The sequence below is a fragment of the Natronococcus sp. genome (assembly GCF_047921035.1).
GTDB lineage: Archaea > Halobacteriota > Halobacteria > Halobacteriales > Natrialbaceae > Natronococcus.
This window is the reverse complement of record NZ_JBLRWX010000060.1, coordinates 1-22,618: the sequence shown is the minus strand read 5'-3', so window position 1 is coordinate 22,618 and position 22,618 is coordinate 1. Positions and strand designations below refer to the sequence as shown.

Genomic DNA, 22,618 nt, shown 5'->3' with positions numbered 1-22,618 from the left:
CTGGTCGAAGTTCGGCGGTTCGCCCGCACAGTCGCTCGCGACGCGGCGCGCGCCGACGTACAGCGCCCGCTTTCGGTCCTCGGGCTCGAGGTCGTCGATCACGTTCGCCAGACAGCCCAGAATCGTCAGCCCTGGTCCCCAGCCGCTCTCGCGGTAACCGGTGCCGAACTCGAGGATCGTCGCCGTCGGCTCGCGGTGATCGACGCCGGCGTCGAGCAGCCCGATCGTCGCCTTCGCCAGGACGAGCCCGAGGTTCTCCTCGAGCCCGGTCTCGAGGCGGCTTGCCCAGTGCTCGGCGGGCGGGCGCTCGCGCTCGGGATCGGGATCGACGTAGACCTCGCCGTCCCGAACCTCGACGGGGTAGGTCTGCACGTCGTCGGCCCAGGGGTCGAACGTGTCCCCGCAGGCGAGTTCGAACCGCGCGTGGTGCCAGTGACAGGTGAGGACGCCGTCGTCGACGGTCCCTTCCGAGAGCGGAAACCCCATGTGGGGACAGCGGTTGTCGACGGCCCGAACCTCGCCCTCGTGGTGGAACAGCGCCAGCGGGGTGCCGTCGACGCTGACCTGCGCGCGCCCCTGTTCCCGTAACTCCTCGAGGGGGATCGTCGCCCGAAAGTCGTCGGTCGTCGCCATGCGAGTGGTATCGACTGGCACGGCCGTAAGCGTTCGCGCTCGAGACACTGAGGAGGACGGCACTTTTGGCCCCCCCGAAGAGAGGGTTCGGTATGGACCCCGTCGCCCTCGTCGAACGCTACTACGACGCGCTGGATACCCACGAGTACGACGCCCTCGAGGATCTTCTCGCTCCCGAGTTCGTCCAGCGGCGTCCGGACCGCCGGTTCGAGGGCCGGGAGGCGTTCGTCGAGTTCATGCGCGAAGGCCGGCCGAACAAGCGCACGCGACACGACCTCGAGGACGCCCTCGCCGACGGCGGGAACGTCGCGGTTCGGGGACGGGTAGTCGACGAGGAGTCGGGGTCGGCGCTGTTCGAGTTCGCCGACTTCTTCGAGTTCGGGGACGAACGGATCGCTCGCCTCGAGACGTACAGCCGGTGACGGCGCCCGAGGACTTTTGGTGACAGCATTGAACTGTTCAACCGGTAATGAGTTCTGCCGCACGAATCGGGCGCGCCGGGCGACGAACGGTCGGTGCGCTCGTCGCCCGCCAGACGTACAAGAACCTCCTCTACCTGTTTCTGGCGATTCCGCTGGGCGTTCTGTACTACTTCGCGTTCGGCTTCGGCGTCCTGCTGGGCCTGCTCCTGACGCTCGTTCTCGTCGGCGTGGCGATCCTCTTCGTCGCCCTCCTCGGCGCCAGGATCGCCGCGGGCCTCGAACGGCGGCTCGCGAACGCGCTGCTGGGACTCGACCTCGAGCGGTACGGGGACGTCGGCGACGCACCCGGGACTCGCTCGCGGCTCCGCGCGTACGTCGACGCGCCCTCGACCTGGCGGGCGGTCGGCTTCCTCTCGATGAAGACGCTCGTCTCCGTCGTCGCCCTGCTGGGCGTGATCGCGCTCGCGTCGATCGCCGAACTCCTCCTCGCGCCGCTGCGATACCCCACCGGCGCCGAGTTCGGCGAACTCAACGGCGAGCCGCTCGTCTGGTCGATCGAAACGGTCCCGGAGGTGGCGCTGGCCGGCGCGCTCGGCGCGGCGCTGCTGGTCGTCTTCGTCCACGTCGCGAACGCGATCGCCTACGTCTGTGGACGGATGAGCGCTGCACTGCTCGGCGAGCCGGTAACGAACCACTGATACGGATTGCTGTAACGATTTACCGGCGCAACCGCGACCCGTGCGGCGGTTGCGCCGGTACTGACTTACAGTAAACCGTATGAGGCGCCCCCCGAGCGCCGACCCGGAGGACCGACGGCGATCACGCCGAGCAGTTGTTCGGCCCCATCTCGAGTTCGACCCGGTCTTCGGGCGCGAGTTCGAGCGCCCCGCGGTTGCGTTCGATTATCTCCTCGAAGTTCGCCGGCTTCTCGCCGGCGTCGGCCAGCCGGTCGACGAACTCGTCTTCCTCGAGTTCGAGGACGTCGATCCCCGTGCGCGCCTCCCGGATCGTCGTCGAGATTTCCGCGCCCGGCAAGCCGTGTTCGAACTCGCCGTCGGCCGTGACGGTGACGTGACCGGGGAGGACCACGATTCCCTCGGGTTCGGCCAGGATCGTCCGGTGAAGCGTCTCGTAGAGCATTCGCGCGCCCTCCTCGCCCTCGTCCTCGCTAAATTCGAGCTCCGTCCGTCCCGTCGAGTCGACATGTAAGGTGTCGGCGGTCAGCAGCGCCCGGTTGTCGACGAGGACGTTGATCATCTCGCTGGTGTGGCCCGGCGAGGCGATCGCCTTCAGCTCGCGCTCGCCGACCGCGAGCACCTCGTTGCGCTCGAGGGCGTCGTACTCGAACTCGACGTCGCGTTCGGTCGCGCGCTCGCTCAGGTAGTACGGCACCTCGAGCTCGTCGGCGAGCTGACGGCCCCCGGAGACGTGGTCGGCGTGGACGTGGGTGTCGACCACGCCGACGATCGAGAGCCCGGCCTCCTCGGCGGCGACCGTGAACTCGTCGGTGTCAGCGGTGGGGTCGACGACGACGGCCTCGCCGCTCGCTGCGCAGCCGACGACGTAACCGAGACAGCCCTTCGCGCGGCGCTGGACCTGGACGATCCGGGCGTCGCCGGTCCCTTCGACCTCGACCGCGTCGTAGACGCCGCTCCACCCCTTCATCCCACCGTCGACGGTCTCGACCTCGTAGGCGTCGGTCGCCGACTCGAGCTGAGTCGCCAGGTTTCCCGAGGAGAGCCCCTTCGCGCAGATGGTGACCACCCGCTCGGTGTCGCCGATCAGTTTCTCGAACTCCTCGAGGCGGCCGTCGAGCTCCTCCTCCGGGTCGAACGGGAAGTGAATCGCGCCGGGGACGTGCCAGGCCTCGTAGCTGTCCTCGGGACGCGTGTCGACGAGCGCGAACTCCTCGTCGCCGTCCTGTAGCTCCGCGAGCCGATCGGCAGAGAGTGTGGTTACCATACCCACGGTACGCCGCCGACTTACCTAAACGTCTCCACGACGCGTGCCGGCACGGAACCGAAACCGCCGGCGCCCGTAGCCGGCCGCAACCACTACGGCTCCGCGCTCGAAACGGCTACCGGATGGCACCAGTACGAAACGTCCTCCGCGGACTGCTCGGCAGCGTGATCGGTATCGTCGTCATCGGAGCGCTCGCGACGGTCGTCTTCGCGGTCGCGATCTTCGTCGTCTCGACGGGCGCGGGGCTGGCCGGCTACGATCCGAGCGCCGACTTCGTCGTCCTCTCGGCCGCCCTCGTCGTCGTCGCCGTCATCCTCACCGGCGGGTTCACGCCCCGGCTGTCGAACCCCGCGTCGGACGAGTCGGGCGACGGCGACGCGTTCGACGATCGGACGTACAACTGATCGAGCGCGCCGATCGGCGAACGGCGTTCCGCGAGCGGATGATTTAACGTCCCGATCACGCAATCAGAGCGTATGACACTTTCCGACTCGGTCGCCGGCGCCGTCGCGGTGCTCCGGCGCCGTCCCGCCGAGATCCTCCCGTTCTACCTGCTCGGGGCCGCCGTCCCGGCGATCGTTCGCGTGCTCCCCTTTCTCGGGGTCTTCCTGGCGTACGTCTACCTCGAGTTCACCGGCCGGCTCGACGTCGCGCTCGCCGAACTCGAGCACGGGGTCCCCGAGGCGCCCGATCCCGAAGCCGACCCGGAGGCGTTCGAGGCCTGGCTCGCCGGGCTCGAACCGGTCGTCGCACAGCTGCTTCCCCTCGAGCTCCAGTTGCTCGCGGCCGCGGTCGCGCTGGGGTCGATCCTCCTCGCGATCGCGCTCTACGCGGCCGTCTCGGCCGCCCAGCTCTCGGCCTGTTACGGTCGACTCCGGGACGATCGCGGCCTGGTGATCGGCCTCGTCGGCGCGCAACGATTCTGGCTCCGCTTTATCGGGCTCTACCTGCTCGAGCTCGGCGCCTGGATCGTCGTCGGTGCGATCACCCTCGTCGGGGCCGTACTGGTCGGGGCGGTCCTCGCCGCCGGGGTTGGAACCGGGATCGCGGCGGTCCTGGTCGTCCTCCCGGTTCTACTCGTGCTGGCGATCGCGTTCGCGGCGATCCGCGCCGTGTTCGCGTTCGCTCCCGTCGCGGTCGTCGTCGACGACGCCGGCGTGTTCGGCTCGCTCTCCGCGACTCTGGGGTTCATCCGTCGCCACCCCGTCTCGGCCGGCTTCTACTACGCCCTCGCGGTCGGCGCGACGGTCGCGCTATCGGTGCTCTCGGGACTGCTCGTGGTAGCCGAGATCTCCTCGCTCGGCACCCTGCTCACGACGCTGGTCGTCTTCCCGTTTCTCGACCTGCTGAAGACGGCGCTGTACGGCGCTCAGAAGGATCGACTCTCGCCGCCGCCCGCACCCGAGCGGCCGTTTCGCAGCCGGTTCGTCGGCGGGCTCAAACGCGGCTGGGCCGAGCTGTTCGCGTTCGTCCGGGCGACGCCGCTGCTCCACGCGTTCGTCGTCGTCACGGCCGTCGCCACGTTCTGGGCCGGCTGGGAGCTCGCCGACCCGCTCGTCGGGACGGCCGAAACCTCCATCGACGAGCGCCTCGAGGGCCACGTCCCGCCCGCGGCCGCCCTCGAGTTCTTCGGCAACAACTGGATGGTCGCGTTCACGACCGCCTTCGGCGGGCTGGCGCTGGCGATCCCCGCGTTCGTCTCGCTGGCGTTCAACGGGTTCGTAATGGGGATCGTCGCCCGGCTCGAGGTCGAACCGCTCGAGCTGCTGGCGTTCGTGGTCCCCCACGGGATCTTCGAGGTGCCCGCAATCTTCGTCGCCAGCGCGCTCGGGCTCTGGCTCGGCGTCGTCGGCTGGCGGGCGTTCCGGGGCCGCGCGGGCCGTCGGGACGTCGTCGAGGCCCTCGAGCGGGCGTTCTGGGTCGTCGTCGGCCTCGGGATCGTGCTGGCGATCGCGGCGTTCGTCGAGGGGTTCGTCAGTCCGTACTACTACGGACTGTTCCTTTGAGTTCGGCGACGGTTTCGGTACGACTTAGTATCCCATCTCCCGTTTCGGAGTATGGCCAGCCAACCACGGGACGTACAGGAGACGATCGCGACGTCTCCGGAGCCGTCCGATCCGTTCACCGACCTCCCGCGAGGAGAGTGGCGGGACGTCTTCTTTGCGCTCCCGGAGCACGTCCGGGAGGTCCTCGTCGCGGACATGGACCGGGCCCAGCTGGAGACGTTCATCGACCGGCTCGATCCGGACGAGGTGACGGACGTACTGGGGTACGCCGACGAGGAGACCCGCGAGGCGCTGCTCGCGACGCTTGACGCCCGACGCCGCGAGAAGATCGACTTCCTGCTGTCGTTCGACCCCGAGAGCGCGGCCGGGCTGATGAGTCTCGATTACGTCACCGTCGACGGGAATCGGGACTTCTCCGGGGTGATCGAGCGTGTTCGGCGCTTCGAGGAGCGAACGGACCGCGTGCCGACGATCTTCGTCACCGACGGGGACGAACTCCTCGGTGAACTCCCGGGTGCGGCGCTCTCGGTAGCCGATCCACAGACCGAGTCGATCACGGATTACGTTCGGGAAACGCCGCACGTCCGGTACGACCGCGACGACGAGGAGGTGCTGGACGTGTTCCGGCGGAACCGCGAGCGGTCGGTGGCGGTGCTCGACGAAGAGGAGGACATTCTCGGCGTGATCCACGCCGACGACCTCCTGATGCTGGTCGAACAGGCCCGGGGCGAGACCCTCTACGAGTTCACCGGCGTCGACGAGGAGGAGAGCGTCCTCGACGGCCCCGGCGAGAAGGTCAGGAGGCGGTACAAGTGGTTGATCCTCAACCTCGGAACGGCGTTTATGGCCGCAGCGGTCGTCGGGTTGTTCGAGTCGACGATCGCGGCCGTCGCGATCCTCGCCGCCTACATGCCGGTCGTCGCCGGAATGGGAGGGAACGCCGGCACGCAGGCGATGGCAGTCACCGTTCGGGGAATCTCCCTGAACGAGGTGTCGCTCAACACCGGAAAGCGTGTCGTCGTCAACGAGGTGATCGCCGGCGCCGTCAACGGTCTCATAACGGGTGCGCTCGTCGCCGTCATCGCGATCGCCTTCTCCTTCGCCGAGTTCGGGATCCTCCTCGGCGCCGTGATCGGCATCTCGATGGTTGCGAACCTGGTGATCGCGGGCTTTTTCGGCGCGATAACGCCGCTCTTGCTCGACCGGCTCGGGCTCGATCCGGCCACCTCCGCGACGATCTTCATCACCACCGCGACCGACGTGCTGGGCTTTTTCGTCTTCCTCGGACTGGCCCAGGCGATCCTGCTGTGAAGGCGGCCGTTCGACTCCGACGACCACCTACTCGGGGGTCAACCGAACGACCGGAGCCTCCGCGTCGTCGACGGCGACGTACAGCGCACCCGTTTCGGGGTGGACCTCGACGTCCCGGATCCGCCACCCCCGTCCCTCAAGCAGCGGATCGACCTCCTCGACGTCGGTGCCGTCGACGGTGAACCGGCCCAGGTACTCCCCGGCCAGGTTCCCGACGAACAGATCGCCCGTCCACTCCTCGAAAGCGCCACCGTCGTAGAACGTCATCCCCGCGGGCGGGAACCCGCCGGAGCCACACTCCCAGTAGTAGACCGGATCGACGACGTCGTCGCGCTCGTGAGACTCGTCGCCGATAGGATCGTCGGTCCCGTACCGGCAGCCATAGCCCGCGACCGGCCAGCCGTAGTTCGCCCCCGCCTCGACGACGTTGATCTCGTCGCCGTCCTCCTCGCCGTGTTCGGACTGCCAGAGCTCGCCCGTCTCGGGGTGAATCGTCATCCCCTGGGCGTTGCGGTGGCCGTAGCTGTAGAGTTCGTCGAGGGCGTCGTCGCCGACGAACGGATTATCGTCGGGAACCGAGCCGTCGGGCTCGAGGCGCAGCGTCGACCCGATCCCGGTGGACGTGTCCTGGGAGTAGTGGTCGGGGCCGAACTCCTTGGACTGGCGGTCGCCGACGGTCACGTAGACCGCGCCGTCCTCGCCGAAGACAATCCGGGAACCGAAGTGGCCGTCCGAGTCGACGAACGGCTCGACGGCGTACAGCTGCTCGAACCCCTCGAGGCTCCCCGCCTCGAGATCGAGCTCCCCCCGGCCGAGGGCCGTGGTCGACTCGCCGGCGTCGTTGGCCGTCGCGTAGGTCAGATAGAGCCACGGCTCGTCCGGGAACTCGGGGTGGAAGGCGGCGTCGAGCAGCCCGCCCTGCCCCTCCGCGTACACGTCCGGAACGCCGTCGACGTCCTCGACGGCGCCGTCGCCCGGCTCGAGGACGGAAAGGGTCCCCTCGCGTTCGGTCACGAGCAGCCGGCCGTCGTCCGGAACGACCGAGATGCTCCAGGGGTGTTCGAAGCCGTCGGCGACCGCCTCGACCTCGAGCCCGTCGTCGCCGGGCTCGTCGAGCACGCCGGCACAGCCCGCGACGGTCGCCGAGAGGGCGCTGCCGGATGCCGCGAGGATCGTGCGTCGATTCACGGTACACCCTGGGATCCGGTCGGACAAAAGCCTTCCACGGGACCGGCCGGACGGTCGCCGAGGCGTGAGCGTCCGCCCCACACGACGAGTATCCCGATCGACGCAGGGGCTAACCGAATCAATAAAGGCTGACGGGTTCAACCTCAGAACACATGACAACGACGCTCGGAACGGCGAGCGCGGATCCCGGCGAGATCGACACGGGCCGTCTCGAGGTCGGCGAGACTCGAGACGGGAGCCCGTTCGGTCTCCCCGTCGCCGTCGTAAACGGCGCGGAATCCGGAAAGACCCTCTATATGCAGGCGGCCAGCGACGGCGACGAACTCAACGGTGTCGGCGTCGTCCGGCGGGTCGTTCCGCAGCTCGATCCGGCCGAACTCAGCGGCACGATCCTGATCGTCGGCATCGTCAACTACCACGGCTTCCAGGTCGCCGAACACCGCAACCCGATCGACGACACGAAGATGAACCGGGCGTACCCGGGGAACGCGGCCGGCACCTCGAGCGAACGGATCGCTGCAGCCACCTTCGAAGTAGCTACCCGTGCCGACCTCATTCTCGACCTCCACCAGGGATCGACCAGCCGGATGATCGACGAGGTTCGGGTTCGCTGTGGCACCCGCCACCGGCTCCACGGCGAGTGCCTCGAGCTGGCGAAAGTCTTCGGCTGCGGCTACATCCTCGACCAGAAGGGGCCCGACGGCCAGCTCGCCCGTGCAGCGCCCGACGAGGGGATCCCGACCGTCGACCCCGAGCTCGGCGGCTGCGTCGGGTGGGACGAGACGAGCATCAGGAAGGGCGTCGAGGGCGTGTTCAACGTGCTCCGCTACTACGGCTTCCTCGAGGGCGAGGAGACCCCCGAGCCCCAGACCCGCGCGAAGGGGTTCGAGCAGTTCGGCGCGCCCGCCGGCGGTCTCGTCGACCTCGAGCCCGACCTCGGCGACCGGGTGAGCGCCGGCGAGACGCTGTTTACCGTGACGACGCCCTTTGGCGAACCGAAGCAGACGGTGACCGCCGACAGCGACGGGATCCTCTGGCGAAGCCGTCGACTTCCACAGGTCGCGACGGGGGAGTACGTCTGCTCGGTCGCGACCGACATCGACGAGTACTGAGATGACGTCCGATCTCACCTGCCCCGACTGTGGCACCGCCTACGCGGCCGGCCCCGACGAGCCGTGGCGCTGTGACTGCGGCAGCCCCCTCGAGTTCGCTGACCGACCGCTCCCCGACGATCCGACCGCCTTGGAACTCGAGCCCGGTCGCGGGCTCTGGAGCTTCGAGCCGTGGCTTCCGGTCGACGAGCGAGTCTCCCTAGGCGAGGGCTTTACCCCGCTGGTCGAGGCGCCCGAGTGGGACGCCGCCTTCAAGCTCGAGTACGTCTTCCCGACCGGGTCGTTCAAGGACCGGGGCGCGACGACGACGCTCTCCCGGGCGGCCGAACTCGGCGTCGAACGGGTGCTCGAGGACTCCTCGGGCAACGCCGGGGCCGCGATCGCGACGTACGCGGCTCGAGCCGGGATCGACGCGGAGATCTACGTCCCCGCCGACGTCAAGCCCGCGAAGCTGGGGGCGATCGAGCGAACGGGTGCCCGACCGGTTCGGATCGAGGGGAGTCGGCAGGCCGTCACCGACGCCTGCATCGAGGCCGTCGAGGGCGAAAGCGGGGCCGACCGCGACGGGACGGCGGACGTCGCCACTTGCCAGCCCGGCGTGGGCTGGTACGCCAGCCACGCCTGGAACCCCGCGTTCTACGCCGGCACGATGACGTTCGCCCTCGAGATCGCGGCCCAGCGCGACTGGACGGCTCCCGACGCCGTCGTGCTCCCGGTCGGCCACGGGACGCTGTTTCTGGGCGCCTATCGCGGGTTCTCGCTGCTGCTCGAGGCCGGGATCATCGACGAGTTGCCGCGGCTGCTCGGTGCCCAGGAGGCGGGTCACGCTCCGATCGCGGCTGCGGTCGGCGACGGATCCGCGACCGACTCCGATCCCGACCACGACGAGAAGTCGGTCGCCGACGGGATTCAAATCGCCAAGCCGGCCCGTGAGGAGGAGATCGTAGAGGCGATCGAGCGAACCGACGGCGACGTCCTCGCCCTCGAGCCGTCGACGATCGAGGACGCCCTCGGACGGCTCCACCGCAGTGGGTTCTACGTCGAGCCGACCTGTGCGGTCGCGCCGGCTGCGCTGGAACGGTATCGCGAGCGCGGCGTCCTCGCCGCTGATGCGGACGTCGTCGTCCCGCTGACCGGCAGCGGCCTGAAAATCGAGTGAGAATCGTTCGATCGATGCTGGTTCCTCGCCCTCGAGTCGGCCGGTCTAGGCGAAGGTGAGACCTTCCTCGAGCGTCGCGTACAGCTCCTTTGCTGGAAGTACGTCGCGGCGCCCAGCAGCGTCGGCGCCCAGAGGCCGACGAACCGAGACGGAACGAAACCCGACATTCCTTTACTTCCCCCCTGAATACGGGCGGGTATGTTCCTCTCCCTACGCGCGGAGGTCGAGAGCGCCCTCGAGACGGCGCTGTCGACGCTCGACTATCCGACCGACGATCTCGGGATCGAAGAACCGCCCGAGGACGTCGACAGCGTCCTCGCCTCGAGCGTGGCCTTCCGGCTGGCCGGCGAGGCCGGCGCCCCGCCGCCGCAGGTCGCCGCCGAACTCGCTGAAAAGATCGACGTCGACGAGCTAACGTACGTCGCGGCGATCGAGACCCAGGGACCGTACCTCAACTTCCTGCCGAGCGACGCCTACCTCGAGAACACGCTCGAGACGGCGACGGCCGCCGACTACGGCGCCCTCGAGGACCGCGAGGAGTCGGTCGTCGTCGAGCACACCAGCGCGAACCCGACGGGGCCGGTCCACGTCGGCCGCGCCCGGAACCCGATCATCGGCGACGCCGTCGCGAACCTGCTGGATTACGCCGGCTACGACGTCGACCGCCACTACTACGTCAACGACGCGGGCCGGCAGATGGCCGTCTTCACCTGGGCCTACGAGACGTTCGACGAGGACGATCTGGAGGGCGAACCCGAACGCGATCGCCCGGAGTACGACCTCGTGCGCTACTACCGGAAGGGCAACGCCTACCTCGAGAACGCCGACGAGGAGGCCGTCGAGGCGGCCGAAGCGGAGATCGAATCGATCATGCAGGGCCTCGAGGCCGGCGACGACGAGGCCTACGAGCGGGTCAGCGAGGTCGTCGACCAGGTGCTCGGCGGGATGAAGGAGTGTCTGGCCCGCCTGCCCGCGGAGTTCGACGAGTTCGTCAAGGAGACGCGGTTCATGCGCAACGGCGACACTGATGACCTCGTCGCGCGGCTCAAGGAACTCGACGAGGCGGTGTACGAAGAGGACGCCTGGCAGCTCGAGCTCGACGACCACGGCATCGACAAGAATCTCGTCTTCCTGCGGGCCGACGGCACCTCGCTGTACCCCACGCGGGACCTGGCCCACCACGAGTGGAAGTTCGAGGAGTACGACAACGCGGTGACGGTGTTAGGCGAGGACCACACCCTCCAGGCCGAGCAGCTCCGGACCACCCTCGAGCTGCTGGGCAACGACACCGACCCGCTCCGGCAGGTGCTGTACTCCTACGTCAACCTCCCGGAGGGGAAGATGTCGACGCGACGCGGGACGGGCGTCGATCTGGACGACCTGCTCGACGAGGCGATCGACCGCGCCCGCGAGGAGGTCGAGGACCGCCTGGACGACCGGATCCGCGACGACGATTTGGACGACGAGGACATCGAGCGCATCGCCCACCAGGTCGGGATCGGTGCAGTTCGGTACGACATCGTCTCGAAACAACCCGCGAAGGCGATCACCTTCGAGTGGGAGCAGGCGCTGGATTTCGAGGCCCAGTCGGCACCGTACGTCCAGTACGTCCACGCGCGCTGTTGTGGCATCCTGGAAGAGGCGGGACTCGATCCCGAGACGACCCTGGCCGACCAGGAGATCGACCTCGAGTCCGTCGACGCCGCCCTGCTCGAGACCGCCGCGGAACGGGAGCTGCTCGAGACGCTCGCGCGGTTCCCGGCGGTCGTCGAGGAGGCCGCCGACGACCTCGAACCCCACCAGATCGCGACCTACACCCGCACGTTCGCCGACCGGTTCAACGCCTTCTACCGGGAGTGTCCCGTCCTCGCCGAGGACGTCGATCCCGAGGTTCGGGAGGCCCGCCTCGCGCTCGTGGCGGCCTCGAAACACACGGTCGCGAACGCCCTCTCGATCCTGGGCGTCGCGGCCCCGCGGTCGATGTAGGCCGCCGGAGTACAGCCTATCGGCGGCCGCGGGCCGCGTGAATCATCGACGGGCGCGTAGCGCGTGTCAAAGGATACTTAGCCACAGCACCGTTTTGTACGCCCAATGAGCCAGGAGGCCGAACAGGAGCAATCCGACCGGAAGAAGTACGAGTTCCGGAAGGTCATCGAGGATCTCAAGGACTTCGACGGCTCCGGCACGCAGCTCGTCTCGATCTACATCCCCGAGGACCGCCAGATCAGCGACGTCGTCACCCACGTCACGCAGGAACACAGCGAGGCGGCCAACATCAAGTCCAAGCAGACCCGGACGGCCGTCCAGGACGCGCTGACGAGTATCAAGGATCGGCTGCGGTACTACGACACCTACCCGCCCGAGAACGGGATGGTGCTGTTCTCCGGCGCCGTCGACTCCGGCGGCGGCCGCACCGAGATGGTCACGAAGGTCCTCGAGAGCCCGCCCCAGCCCGTCGAGTCCTTCCGCTACCACTGCGACTCCGATTTCCTCATCGAACCGCTCGAGGAGATGATGGCCGACAAGGGCCTGTACGGGCTGATCGTCCTCGATCGCCGGGAGGCCAACGTCGGCTGGCTGAAGGGCAAACGCGTCGAGGCGGTCAAGTCCGCCTCCTCGCTGGTGCCCGGCAAGCAGCGCAAAGGTGGCCAGTCCGCCCAGCGATTCGCCCGGCTGCGCCTCGAGGCGATCGACAACTTCTACCAGGAGGTCGCGGGAATGGCCAACGACCTGTTCGTCGCCAAACGGCACGAACTCGACGGCATCCTCGTGGGCGGTCCGTCGCCGACCAAGGACGAGTTCCTCGACGGCGACTACCTCCACCACGAGATCCAGGACAACGTGATCGGCAAGTTCGACGTCGCCTACACCGACGAGTCCGGCCTCAAGGACCTCGTCGACAACGCCGAGGACGCCCTGGCCGACGCCGAGGTGATGAAGGACAAAAAGCAGATGGAGGAGTTCTTCGAGGAACTCAACGCGGGCGACCTCGCGACCTACGGGTTCGAACAGACCCGACGGAACCTCATGATGGGCGCGGTCGACCGCCTGCTGATCAGCGAGGACCTGCGAAAGGACGTCATCACCTACGACTGCGGGGAGTGTGGCAACACCGACCGCGAGGTCGTCGACCGACGGAAGGCGACGCCCGACCACACCTGCAGCGACTGCGGCAGCGAGGTCGAGGCGACCGAGGAGGACCGTGAGGACGCCATCGACCACCTCATCGAGATCGCCGAACAGCGCGGCACCGACACGAAGTTCATCTCGACGGACTTCGAGAAGGGCGAACAGCTCTACAACGCCTTCGGCGGGTTCGCTGGCATCCTCCGGTACTCCACCGGTGTCTGAACGCCGTAAGCACCGACTACAACGGTCTCCGTAACTGAACGACTCGTTTTCGACCACCGACGATCCGTGAATCGCTCCTTATCGAGGTAACGATCCCGTGGAGTTATCGCACCGGCCCGACGCCCCTCGAGCATCATGTGGTGGGAACGACAGTCGCGACGATACGGACGCCGTCGCGTCCTCGGCAGTATCGCGACCGGAGCGGTGCTCGCAGCGACGTCGGGTGCCGTCGGCCGAACCCGAACCGAAGACGTCGGGGTCCGGCTCCGCGAGACGAACGCGCCCGTCGCGGCCGGCGAGCGCCTCGAGGTGACGGCCGACCTCGAGGGCCGAGCGACCACGACCGTCGACGCACGCCTCGTGGTCGGGCACGATCCCGAGACCGTCGACGAACGGACCGTCTCCCTCGAGCCCGACGAGACAACGTCGCTCACGATGGGGTACGAGACGCCCCGCGTCCGGCGCACCCAGTCGTTTCCGGTCCGACTCGAGGCGGGGATCGACGCCGACCAGCGAACCGTCACCGTGGTCGGCACCGCCGACGGCGAGAGCGCGGCGATCAGGCCCGACGCCGACGACGTCACGGTCCGGCCGGGTACCACAGTGCTGTTCGAGGTCGCGACGGGACGACGGCTCGAGCCGACCGACCTCGAGTGGGAGGCCGACGACGCGATTGCGGGCGACCTCGCGCTCGCGGGCGACTACACCTTCCTGACGGGGACCGGCGCCTACCTCGCGGCGCCCGAAACCGCGGGCACCTACGACGTCGGCGCGACCGTCCCCACGGAGACGGGATCGGCGAGTCACGACTGGACCCTCGAGGTCGCTCCCGATGGCCGGGGTCCGCCGACGATCGAGTCGTTCGACAGCGATCCCGGCGCGGACGCGGTCGTCGGCGTCGACGATGTCGTCGAGAGCGGGCTCGTCGCGCGCGATCCCGAGGGGCGACTCGACCGCGTCGTCTGGATCGAGGGGCAGAACCGGACGGTGGTCCGGGTCGATCACCTCGAGGGGGAACGCGACGAGGTGACGCTCGCCCGGACCGGTCCAGGCTGGGTCGCCGCCGGCTACCCGACCGGGGCACGGGTCGTCTGCGAGGACGGCCGGACCAGCGCGGAGGCGATCGTCGACGGCCCCGAGATTCGGCCTCCGTTCGCGGTCGCAATCGTCGGGACGAACGAGCCCCTCGAGGGCGGCGATCGGCTCGAGATCACGGTCGAAGTCGAGAACGAGGGCGGAATGATGAACGTCGGCGACACGACCCAGGAGCTCGACCTCTTGGTCGGGACGGACCGGGAACGGGTCGACACCGCCGCCGTCACCGTTCCGTTCGGGACGACCGAAACGGTCGTTCTCGGGTACGAGACGTACCCGGTCGCCAACGCGGATACGTTCCCCGTGCGGGTCGAGAGCCTCGACGACGCGGCCGAACGCACCGTTACCGTCGACGCCAGCGGGTGAGCCTTTTGCTCCTGGCCCCCGAAGGTGTGGTATGGGGGAACAGTACACTATTCTCGTCGCGCTGTCGAACCCGGCGGCCGTCGAGCAGCTCCTGCGAACGGCCTCGGACCTGGCGACCCGACACGACGGGCGGATTCACGCGATCGCGATCGAACACAAGCCGGTCAACTCGCCGTTCCTGTTGTTCTCCGACGAGTACATCGTCTCCGAGTACGCCGAGGAGAGCACGCAGCTGCTCGAGCGAGCCGAGACCGTCTCGGACGTCCCGGTCACGACGGAGGTCCGTGTCGACAGCGACGTGCCCGGTGCGATCCGGGATGCCGTGGACGAGGTCGACGCAAACGTCTTACTCATGGGCTGGCGCGAGCGTGCGAGCACCACGGATACGATCCTGGGAACCTCCGTCGATCCCGTACTGCGTCGGCCGCCGTGTGACGTGCTGGTCGAACGGATGGGGACGGTCGCCGACGGCGTCGACAGCGTGCTGGTGCCCACCGTCGGCGGCCCCCACGCCGGCCTGGCGAGCGACGTCGCCGCCGCTATCGCCGCGATGAACGGGGCGCGAGTTACCGTCCTCTCGGTGGTGACCGACGAGGGACCGATGGCCGACCGGACCACTGCGCGCCGTCGGCTCCGCCGTACCGCAACCTCGTTCCCGGCCGTCCCGGTCGACCAGCGTCTCGTCGAGGCCCCTTCCTCGGCGACGGGGATTCTCGAGGCCGCGGCCGAGCACGATCTGATCGTGCTGGGTGCGACCGGGACCGGACTGCTCCGCCCGCCGGTGATCGGCTCGGTCGCGGACGCCGTCGGCCGCGAGGCGGAGTGTCCCGTCGTCATCGCCAAGCGGCGCGCGGCGTCCCGAACCGAGCGGCTGCTCGAGCGGGTCGGCTCGCTCACGGACTCGGTCAGAGCGTCCCCCGAAGACGGACGGCGTCGTCGGTGATCTCCTCGATGCTTCCCGCGTCGAAGGGATGGGTGGCCGTCCCGTCGGGTCGAAAGCCGAGTTTGGCTCGGAGCGTGGTCACGATCGTCGGATCGGGATCCACGTAGCCGTAGCCGTCGTCGACCCGGACGAGCCGACCGACCTCGGTCCCGTCGGCGTTGAGGACGCGTTTTCCCTCGTCGTCGTTCGTGAGTTCCGTTCGTTCCATTCGATCTCCCGTGACCGCTCCGTGCCGCCACTGAAACGGCCGGAAGATGGATCTCGCGCCGGATAAAGCGCCGAAATCGTTTCTGTCGAACCCGGGAACCGTTACGCTCGTTCGACCGATTAAGGCCAGATTGGGCGCAAAGCAACGGTTCCACTGATCGTTCAATGTGATGTTGCGGGTCAGTGAGCGCGGTAGTCCGACGCTACTGGCGAAGTCCCGAGATACAGTTCCAGCAGTACGTAAACGTCCGATCGGCGTCGTTTCTGCTGCCGCAGTGGGGACACCTGATCGTCTCGCCGTCGACGTCGGTTTCGGCCTCGCCCTCGTCGGTGTCGCCGACGCCGTCCGGCGAGGAGGAGTAGCGATCGGAGCCGGGCGAGGAACGGGACTGGCCCCGACCGGGGTCGGCGACCGACGGCGACTGGACGCCGTCGCCGTCCTCGCGGCGGACGTAGACGTAGTACAGTAACAGGTGCAGGAGGGCAAACAGCACCACGTAGCCGACGAGCCAGCCCCAGAGCTCCATCACCGTGTGATACGGTCTCAACGCACTTGGGTATTCCCTCCCTCATCGCGTCGTGACAGTAGTCCGTCGCTGAACGAGCCCCGATTCCGCCCTCGAGCGGGTCTGCCGTTTCGGGGCTACCGGGGCGGGCGGAGGTCGCGCTGGAACTCGTCGAAGACCTCGAGATCCTCGGGAAGCTCGTACTCGAGGTGGCGCTGCTCCTGGCGGTTGACGCCGGCCTCCTCGATCGGCGTGGCGACGTCCTCCCAGCCGGGTTTGATCTTGACGCTCTTGGCCGGCATGCCGATGGCGATGTGGTGTGCCGGGATATCGTGTTGGACGATCCCCCGCGCGCCGACGATGGCGTTCTCGCCGATCTTGCAGCCGGCGCGGACCATCGAGTCGTAGGTTAGTCGGACGTCGTCCTCGACGATCGTGTGGTAGTTGCGGACCTCAGTCTGGTCGACGACGTCGTGATCGTGGGAGTAGAGGTGGACCCCGTCGGAGACCGAGACGCGGTCGCCGATCGTCAGCTTCCCGCGGTCGTCCAGGTGGACGTCGTCGTGGACGACCGTGTTGTCCCCGATCGTGATGTTGTGGCCGTAGGTGAACGTCACGCCCTTGAAGAACCGACAGTTCTCTCCGCAGTCGGCGAAGAGGTGGTCGGCGAGCATCCGCCTGAATCGCAGCGCGAACTCGACGTTGTCCGCGATCGGCAGGCTGTCGAACTGCCGCCAGAGCCACTGGAGGTGTTTCGACCGCCGGAACGCCTCCTCGTCCTTCTCGGCGTAGTACTCGCTCTCCAGGGTGGTGTTGCACGGATCGTAGCTCTGGAGACGGACCCGTTCGGCCGGCGTCATCGACTCGCCGCCCCGCCAGCGCTCGTAGGCCTCCCGGTCGCCCGAGAGATCGATCAGTACGTCCTCGACGACCGAGCACGTATCCTCGTCGCTCGAGAGGCGTCGATCGACCTCGTCGATGAACTCGCGCATTCCTGCTTCCGCCTCGTCGGGAAGCGAGACGTCCCGCTTTGTCATACAGAGCCGTTTTGCCCGCAGAGGTGATAGGAGTTCGGTTGTCGGATCGTCTCCCCGGTGATTCCCCGATCGGTTCCGGTCCCGGTTACGAAGATTCGACGGACTCGATCGACGTCTGCCGGTTGCACGACGTCAACGCCGACGAGTTCAGGCTCGGCGAACTCGAGGGGGGACGGCTCGCCGAGACTCCCAGGCTGGAGCCGTTCGCGGTCGACTGAACCGCGACGCGAGACTCGAGCCGACGGCTGATCACCCAATTATATATGTCGGGCCCGACACCCCTCGCATGCACCGCAGGGTGCTGTGGGGGGTGTTGAGTTGGATGCCACCATTCCCCCACGAGACTGCTTCCGTTCCGGGAGCAGCCTTCTGGTACTCGACCGCAGATATCGGACCGCAGAACGGAGCGGTACTCTACTGATCGATGGGGCGCACTCACTTCGAGAGCGCACGCTCGACGGCCTCGGCGACCTCGAGCGCCTTCTCCCCTAACGGCGCCGCGACGAGGCCGTCGTCCATCGCGTCCTCGAGTTCCTCGCGATCGACGATCTCGACCGCCCCGTCGGGCGTGCGGATCACGTCGACGTAGAGGTCGACGTACCGCACGCAGTCCGGAAATAGCTCGAGCGGGGTACAGACGTTGACGTAGGTGCCCTTCGACGACCCCTCGCTATCCCTGTAGGTCGTCGGATACCACCACCGTCCCTCGCGGAACTTCGTCACCGCGACGTCGCCGTCCTCCTTGGGGACGTCGAGCGCGTCGTACGTGCCGCCCCCGCGCATCGAGCGCTCGAGCGTGATCGTTCCCTCGGGATCCCGGTCGGTCACGTCGCCGTAGCCCAGCGAGATCAGCCGGCCGTCGGGTTTCCCGTGGCCGATCTCGAGGCGGTCGCCCTCGAGCGGGCCGAACTGCCGGGAGACGGCGTCGAACGGGAACCCGCCCGCGAAGCCGCCGTCGCTCGACCCACAGACCGCCTCCGCGAAGTCGACCGCAGCGCTGGCGGCCCGATCCGCCGCCTTGGTCCGGTGGTGGCCCGGCATCGTCGACTCGACCTCGCGACGGTGCTCGTCGAGCGCGAAGCGGGAGTCGCGACCGAACCAGAGCCAGCGGGTCGCTTCGGGCGCTGCCAGCCGATTCGGCGATTCGGCTTCTTCGGGTGCGTCCGCGAGCGCGTCCTCGAGCCCGCGGGCGCGGTCGACGGCGTCCTCCAGGGCCTTCTCCATCGCCGCGAGGTCCGCGTCGGCGGCCGGACGGTGCCAGCGCAGCCCCCAGCCCTCGGGGACGTCGACCGAGAGGAGGTCGGTCATGCCGACGAGTTCCTCGGCTCGCTCGCCCCGGAGACCCGCCGAAACGCCGCTACGAGCGCGCGAGAGGGTACAGAGCCCGCCCGCAGCCTCGAGCCCCGGGGCGACCCGGGGATCGTCGTCGTCCCACGGCGGGGTTGCCTCGCGGACCTGCACGCGGTAGCGGTTCCCCGAATCGACGTAGCCGTCGACGTCGTCGTACTCGAGGTAGCCCCGGCGGCCGTCGCCGAGATCGACGACGGCGCCGCCCCCGCCGTCGGCCTCGAGCACTTCCGCGTCGAAGACCGCGCCGCGGGGGACGTCGTCGTCCCAGCAAAACGTATCGACGGCGAGTTCCTCGAGCCTCGAGACGGCCGTCGCCACCGCGTCGGGGTCGCCCGACACTTCGACGCCCTGCCGGTCGCGGGTCGTCTCGAGGGAGACGTCGGCGGGCGCGGCCGCGAACGACTCCGCCTCGAAGCGCTCGCGGATCGGGTCGGAAGCCTGGACGACCTCGAGCCCGTCGTCGTTCAACAGCCGCGTCAGGGCCGTCGCGTAGATCCCCCGCACTCGAGCGGTCGTCATCGTCGCCCCTCCGCGGGCGGTGATTCGGTCGCCGACACGGCGATCACCGCAGCGTCTCGCGGTCGGGCGCGAACCGGACCCGATCGTGGATCGTCGGTCCCAGCGTCAACTCGACGGAGCCGTCGGAGAGTACGCGACCGTCCTCGACGTAGACGCCCCAGGTATCGAATCGGAGCCAGCCGCGCATCTCGTCGGCGTGGGTCGTCAGATCGAGATCCCCGACGGCGTGTTCGGGGTAGTCGGCGCTCGAGTGGGCCATCTCCATGTCCGAGTACACCGTCTCGTGGGCGTCGAAGAAGGACTCGAGTGCGTCGGCGTCGTCCTCGACGGCTTCGACGACCGCCTCGGAGGCGGCCCGGAGTTCGTCGGTCTCGAGGCCGACCTCGCGAAGCGCCCGCTGCGTTCGCTGATCGAAGTGCATGCGGGGACGTTGACGCGACACCCCTTTGTGCGTTCGGTTCGTCGGCCGTCAGCTTCGGCTGTCGGTTCGTCAGTCGTCTGCGGCGAGGCCGGTTTCGGCCGGCGACGAGGCGTCGTCGGCGCTCGCGGGCGTCGCCGACTCGGTTGCGTTTTCGTTCGCCTCGTCGGTCTCGTCCTCGGGACCCGGTGGTGCGGTGTAGTGGATACCGCGACTCGCGTTGTACATCGTGATCCGTTCTCACGATCGAGTACACATAAGCTCGATCCTAATACCCATCATGAGATCTGATATCATACTAGGACCGACCGGCCCGGACTGCGACGGACCGAACTATTACCGGGCAGGGCAGAGTATCCCGCCGCATGAAACGACGGCGCGACCCGGTCGAACGGGCCAGCGACGAGTCGACGGACCTCCAGGACGTCTCGACGTGGGAGCCGCGGAACGCCCTCGACCGGCTCTCGGTCGCGACGTACAACGGGATCGCCTACGGACTTCATGCGATCATCATCGGGGTCACCCTCGCGATCACCGCGTTCCTGCTCGTCCAGCCCGGCGTACTCGTCCTCGAGGATCCGTGGCTCGCGGTCTTCTTCGGACTCTCGGTCGTCCCGGCGGCCCTGCTGGCGGCGTTCATCTGGTACTCCGACATCACGACGAACGAGCCGCTGGGACTGCTGGTCGCGACGTTCGTCCTGGCGGTCCTCTTCGCGACGTTTGCGGCCGTCGTCAACTCGGTGACGAGACCGTACTTCCAGCTGTTCGGCGCGCTCGGCACGATCCTCTTTTTCTTCCTGATCGTCGGCCCCGTCGAGGAGACGGTGAAGCTCCTCGCGGTTCGGGTCTTCGCGTACCGAAGCGGCACGTTCGACGCCGTCATCGACGGTGCAGTGTACGGAGCGATCGCCGGGCTCGGCTTCGCCGCCATCGAGAACACGATCTACGTCGCCGGCACGGTCGCGGAGGCCCAGGTCGGAACCCTCGCCGCGGCGACCGACATCGCGACCCAGCGGGCGCTGGTCGGTCCCGGTCACGTCATCTACTCGGCGATCGCCGGCTACTACCTCGGTCTGGCGAAGTTCAATCGCGAGTACGCCGGCCCGATCGTCGTCAAGGGACTGTTGATCGCCGCGTTCGTCCACGCCACGTACAACACCACCGTCGGGATCGTCCCCGAAATTCTCACCTCGCTGTACCCGATCGGGTTCGGCGTCGCGTTCGTCGCGTACGTGATCGTCTTCGACCTCGCGATCGGCTACTACCTCTACCGGAAGATCGCCCGCTACCGGCGAACATACCGGGAGATTCGGGGCGACACCGACGACGTGCCGTCGCCGGAGCTGACCGAGTTCGATCCGCCGAGCCGCCGTCGCTGAGTCACTCGAAGCGGGCCTCGAGCAGCCGTTCGACGTACTTCGCGAGGACGTCGACCTCGAGGTGGACCGGATCGCCAACCGCCTTCTCCGAGAGGGTCGTCAGCTCGTACGTCGTAGGGATGATGGCGACGGTAACGGTTCCGTCGTCGGCGAGATCCGCAACGGTGAGGCTGATCCCGTCGAGCGTGATCGACCCCTTCTCGACGACGTAGCGCTCGTAGCCCGCCGGCAGCTCGAACTCGAAGAACCAGTCTTCGTCCACGGACTCGACCCTCGAGACCGTCGCGACCGCGTCGACGTGACCCTGGACGACGTGGCCGTCGAAGCGGCCGTCGGCGGGCATCGCCCGCTCTACGTTGACCGCCTCGCCCTCCTCGAGGTCGCCGAGATACGTTCGCTCGACGGTCTCGCTCGCGAGAAAGACCTCGAACCACGCGTCCTCTTCGAAGCGTTCGACCGTGAGACAGACCCCGCTGACGCTGATGCTCTGACCGTGCTCGAGCCCCCTCGCGACCTCGTCGGCGCCGATCCGGAGCCGGAGGCCGTCCTCGGTTCGGGAGCGGGCGGCGATCGTCCCGGTCTCCTCGACGATTCCCGTGAACATATCCGAGGGTTCGAGCCGACGGACAAAACCGCTCCGGAACGCGGACGCGTCACGGTTCCGTGACGGGGCGGGAGCCGCCGCGCTTTTGATCGCCCCCTTCGTAGCCGGCGTCGATGGCCGGAATTATCGACACGATCAAGCTGGCGGGCACCCTCGTGCTCGCGCTGCCGGCCGCGCTTGCCGGACTCGAGTTCCTGTTGGTCCGCGGCGAGACGGCCGTCGGCGCGGTGCTGATCGGTCTCGCGATCGGACTCGTGCTCGTCCAGCACCGACTCACTCTCCCCTCCGACGTTCCCGCGGCCGTCGCAAAACGAGTGGTCGGAACGGTACGCAAGGATCCTGACGAGGCCGACGATCGGTGATCGGCGATCGGACGTTCTCGCGACGTCGAGTGACTCCGTTCGACCGAAACCGCCTACGCAGCCGTCACTGACGGCAGCTGGGCCGTCCTGACCCAGAACTCGTCGACCGCTCGAGCGAGCGAGACGTACTCGTCGTGACTGTCGGGTTTCGTGAGATAGGCGTTCGCGTGGCGGTCGTAGCTCTCGGCGATATCGGACTCGTCCTCCGAGCAGGTCAGCACGATTACCGGGAGCGTGGTCAGTTCGGACTCCTCCTGGAGCGTCTCGAGTAGTTCCAGCCCGTGTACCCGCGGCACGTTGAGATCGAGCAACAGGAGATCGGGAAACGAGCCGGTGTCGCGGTGATCGGAGAGATAGCTCATCGCCTCGGCGCCGTCGGGAACGGTGTGGACTCGAACGTCGTCGGCAACCTGGTCGAACGCGTCGCTGATCAGCGTCGCGTCGCCGGGATTGTCCTCGACGAGAAGAATGTCGGTTGGCTCGGACGGAGTCACGGTTCTCATACGGTAGTTTCTCAAGACATCCAGATAAGACCGATCACTATACACGTTGGGAACGGCTGCGTGTGCAGGCCCCGGATATATATACTATTTGCCGGCGAAACCGCCGGACTCATACGGTTTACTGTAGTCAATTACCGCCGATCGCCAGAACGGGGTCGGCGATCGGCGGTAAATAGTTACAGCAA

Annotated in this window: 24 protein-coding genes; 13 read left to right on the top strand and 11 right to left on the bottom strand. The window is 67.9% G+C overall.

Features of this window, described 5'->3' with window-relative positions; translation table 11 throughout:
- Nucleotides 1–633, bottom strand: a 633-nt coding sequence (locus ACNA7R_RS12810) for a Rieske (2Fe-2S) protein (RefSeq protein ID WP_416283956.1), incomplete at its 3' end; no start/stop codon positions are given.
- Nucleotides 634–725: 92 nt separating this feature from the next.
- On the opposite strand from ACNA7R_RS12810, the gene ACNA7R_RS12805 reads away from it, so the two are divergent.
- Entirely contained in the window at nt 726–1,055 is a 330-nt protein-coding gene (locus ACNA7R_RS12805; RefSeq protein WP_416283955.1) for a nuclear transport factor 2 family protein, read from the top strand.
- Between the two features lie 47 nt (nt 1,056–1,102).
- Nucleotides 1,103–1,753, top strand: a complete 651-nt coding sequence (locus ACNA7R_RS12800; protein WP_416283954.1) for a sensor domain-containing protein — start codon at nt 1,103–1,105, stop codon at nt 1,751–1,753.
- Between the two features lie 121 nt (nt 1,754–1,874).
- Here the strand turns inward: ACNA7R_RS12800 and ACNA7R_RS12795 are convergent, their stop codons facing one another.
- A complete protein-coding gene (locus tag ACNA7R_RS12795; RefSeq protein WP_416283953.1) occupies nt 1,875–3,017 on the bottom strand; it encodes an MBL fold metallo-hydrolase in 1,143 nt (380 codons plus the stop codon).
- A 122-nt stretch (nt 3,018–3,139) separates the two neighbouring features.
- Here ACNA7R_RS12795 and ACNA7R_RS12790 point away from each other — a divergent pair, with 122 nt between their 5' ends.
- The 3 genes from ACNA7R_RS12790 to ACNA7R_RS12780 all read left to right on the top strand — a co-directional run bounded on the left by ACNA7R_RS12790 (nt 3,140) and on the right by ACNA7R_RS12780 (nt 6,334).
- On the top strand, nt 3,140–3,421 hold the full coding sequence (locus tag ACNA7R_RS12790) for a hypothetical protein (RefSeq protein WP_416283952.1): 282 nt from the start codon (nt 3,140–3,142) through the stop codon (nt 3,419–3,421).
- A gap of 72 nt (nt 3,422–3,493) precedes the next feature.
- Complete coding sequence (locus ACNA7R_RS12785) at nt 3,494–5,023, top strand: stage II sporulation protein M (RefSeq protein ID WP_416283951.1); 1,530 nt, start codon at nt 3,494–3,496, stop codon at nt 5,021–5,023.
- Between the two features lie 51 nt (nt 5,024–5,074).
- The gene (locus ACNA7R_RS12780) at nt 5,075–6,334 is read left to right on the top strand and encodes a magnesium transporter (protein ID WP_416283950.1); all 1,260 of its coding nucleotides are present in this window, start codon (nt 5,075–5,077) and stop codon (nt 6,332–6,334) included.
- A gap of 27 nt (nt 6,335–6,361) precedes the next feature.
- On the opposite strand, the gene ACNA7R_RS12775 is transcribed toward ACNA7R_RS12780, so the two are convergent.
- A complete protein-coding gene (locus ACNA7R_RS12775; RefSeq protein ID WP_416283949.1) occupies nt 6,362–7,522 on the bottom strand; it encodes a PQQ-dependent sugar dehydrogenase in 1,161 nt (386 codons plus the stop codon).
- A gap of 152 nt (nt 7,523–7,674) precedes the next feature.
- On the opposite strand from ACNA7R_RS12775, the gene ACNA7R_RS12770 reads away from it, so the two are divergent.
- From ACNA7R_RS12770 to ACNA7R_RS12745, 6 genes are all read left to right on the top strand, one after another.
- On the top strand, nt 7,675–8,634 hold the full coding sequence (locus ACNA7R_RS12770) for a succinylglutamate desuccinylase/aspartoacylase family protein (RefSeq protein ID WP_416283948.1): 960 nt from the start codon (nt 7,675–7,677) through the stop codon (nt 8,632–8,634).
- 1 nt (nt 8,635) lies between these two features.
- Nucleotides 8,636–9,793: a pyridoxal-phosphate dependent enzyme gene (locus tag ACNA7R_RS12765; protein ID WP_416283947.1), complete on the top strand. Its 1,158-nt coding sequence runs from the start codon at nt 8,636–8,638 to the stop codon at nt 9,791–9,793.
- A 198-nt stretch (nt 9,794–9,991) separates the two neighbouring features.
- Nucleotides 9,992–11,779, top strand: coding sequence for an arginine--tRNA ligase (gene argS / locus ACNA7R_RS12760; protein ID WP_416283946.1), 1,788 nt, complete (start codon nt 9,992–9,994; stop codon nt 11,777–11,779).
- Between the two features lie 105 nt (nt 11,780–11,884).
- Complete coding sequence (gene prf1, locus ACNA7R_RS12755) at nt 11,885–13,144, top strand: peptide chain release factor aRF-1 (RefSeq protein ID WP_416283945.1); 1,260 nt, start codon at nt 11,885–11,887, stop codon at nt 13,142–13,144.
- A 135-nt stretch (nt 13,145–13,279) separates the two neighbouring features.
- On the top strand, nt 13,280–14,605 hold the full coding sequence (locus ACNA7R_RS12750) for a hypothetical protein (protein ID WP_416283944.1): 1,326 nt from the start codon (nt 13,280–13,282) through the stop codon (nt 14,603–14,605).
- A 31-nt stretch (nt 14,606–14,636) separates the two neighbouring features.
- Nucleotides 14,637–15,548: a universal stress protein gene (locus ACNA7R_RS12745; RefSeq protein WP_416283943.1), complete on the top strand. Its 912-nt coding sequence runs from the start codon at nt 14,637–14,639 to the stop codon at nt 15,546–15,548.
- Here ACNA7R_RS12745 and ACNA7R_RS12740 read toward each other — a convergent pair.
- The 6 genes from ACNA7R_RS12740 to ACNA7R_RS12715 all read right to left on the bottom strand — a co-directional run bounded on the left by ACNA7R_RS12740 (nt 15,511) and on the right by ACNA7R_RS12715 (nt 19,813).
- Nucleotides 15,511–15,756, bottom strand: a complete 246-nt coding sequence (locus ACNA7R_RS12740) for a PRC-barrel domain containing protein (protein ID WP_416283942.1) — start codon at nt 15,754–15,756, stop codon at nt 15,511–15,513. The two genes, ACNA7R_RS12745 and ACNA7R_RS12740, sit on opposite strands and share 38 nt — an antisense overlap.
- A gap of 202 nt (nt 15,757–15,958) precedes the next feature.
- Complete coding sequence (locus tag ACNA7R_RS12735) at nt 15,959–16,282, bottom strand: hypothetical protein (protein ID WP_416283941.1); 324 nt, start codon at nt 16,280–16,282, stop codon at nt 15,959–15,961.
- Nucleotides 16,283–16,398: 116 nt separating this feature from the next.
- Nucleotides 16,399–17,298, bottom strand: coding sequence for an acyltransferase (locus ACNA7R_RS12730; RefSeq protein ID WP_416283940.1), 900 nt, complete (start codon nt 17,296–17,298; stop codon nt 16,399–16,401).
- Nucleotides 17,299–17,733: 435 nt separating this feature from the next.
- Nucleotides 17,734–19,167 (bottom strand): DUF402 domain-containing protein, encoded by a 1,434-nt coding sequence (locus ACNA7R_RS12725; RefSeq protein WP_416283939.1) that lies wholly within the window; start codon nt 19,165–19,167, stop codon nt 17,734–17,736.
- 43 nt (nt 19,168–19,210) lie between these two features.
- Nucleotides 19,211–19,588 (bottom strand): hypothetical protein, encoded by a 378-nt coding sequence (locus ACNA7R_RS12720; protein ID WP_416283938.1) that lies wholly within the window; start codon nt 19,586–19,588, stop codon nt 19,211–19,213.
- A gap of 69 nt (nt 19,589–19,657) precedes the next feature.
- A complete protein-coding gene (locus ACNA7R_RS12715; protein ID WP_416283937.1) occupies nt 19,658–19,813 on the bottom strand; it encodes a hypothetical protein in 156 nt (51 codons plus the stop codon).
- Between the two features lie 137 nt (nt 19,814–19,950).
- Here ACNA7R_RS12715 and ACNA7R_RS12710 point away from each other — a divergent pair, with 137 nt between their 5' ends.
- The gene (locus ACNA7R_RS12710; protein WP_416283936.1) at nt 19,951–20,964 is read left to right on the top strand and encodes a PrsW family intramembrane metalloprotease; all 1,014 of its coding nucleotides are present in this window, start codon (nt 19,951–19,953) and stop codon (nt 20,962–20,964) included.
- A 1-nt stretch (nt 20,965) separates the two neighbouring features.
- On the opposite strand, the gene ACNA7R_RS12705 is transcribed toward ACNA7R_RS12710, so the two are convergent.
- The gene (locus tag ACNA7R_RS12705; protein ID WP_416283935.1) at nt 20,966–21,568 is read right to left on the bottom strand and encodes a riboflavin synthase; all 603 of its coding nucleotides are present in this window, start codon (nt 21,566–21,568) and stop codon (nt 20,966–20,968) included.
- A 113-nt stretch (nt 21,569–21,681) separates the two neighbouring features.
- On the opposite strand from ACNA7R_RS12705, the gene ACNA7R_RS12700 reads away from it, so the two are divergent.
- The gene (locus tag ACNA7R_RS12700) at nt 21,682–21,930 is read left to right on the top strand and encodes a hypothetical protein (RefSeq protein WP_416283934.1); all 249 of its coding nucleotides are present in this window, start codon (nt 21,682–21,684) and stop codon (nt 21,928–21,930) included.
- Between the two features lie 53 nt (nt 21,931–21,983).
- On the opposite strand, the gene ACNA7R_RS12695 is transcribed toward ACNA7R_RS12700, so the two are convergent.
- A complete protein-coding gene (locus tag ACNA7R_RS12695; RefSeq protein WP_416283933.1) occupies nt 21,984–22,433 on the bottom strand; it encodes a response regulator in 450 nt (149 codons plus the stop codon).
- Nucleotides 22,434–22,618 lie beyond the last annotated feature (185 nt).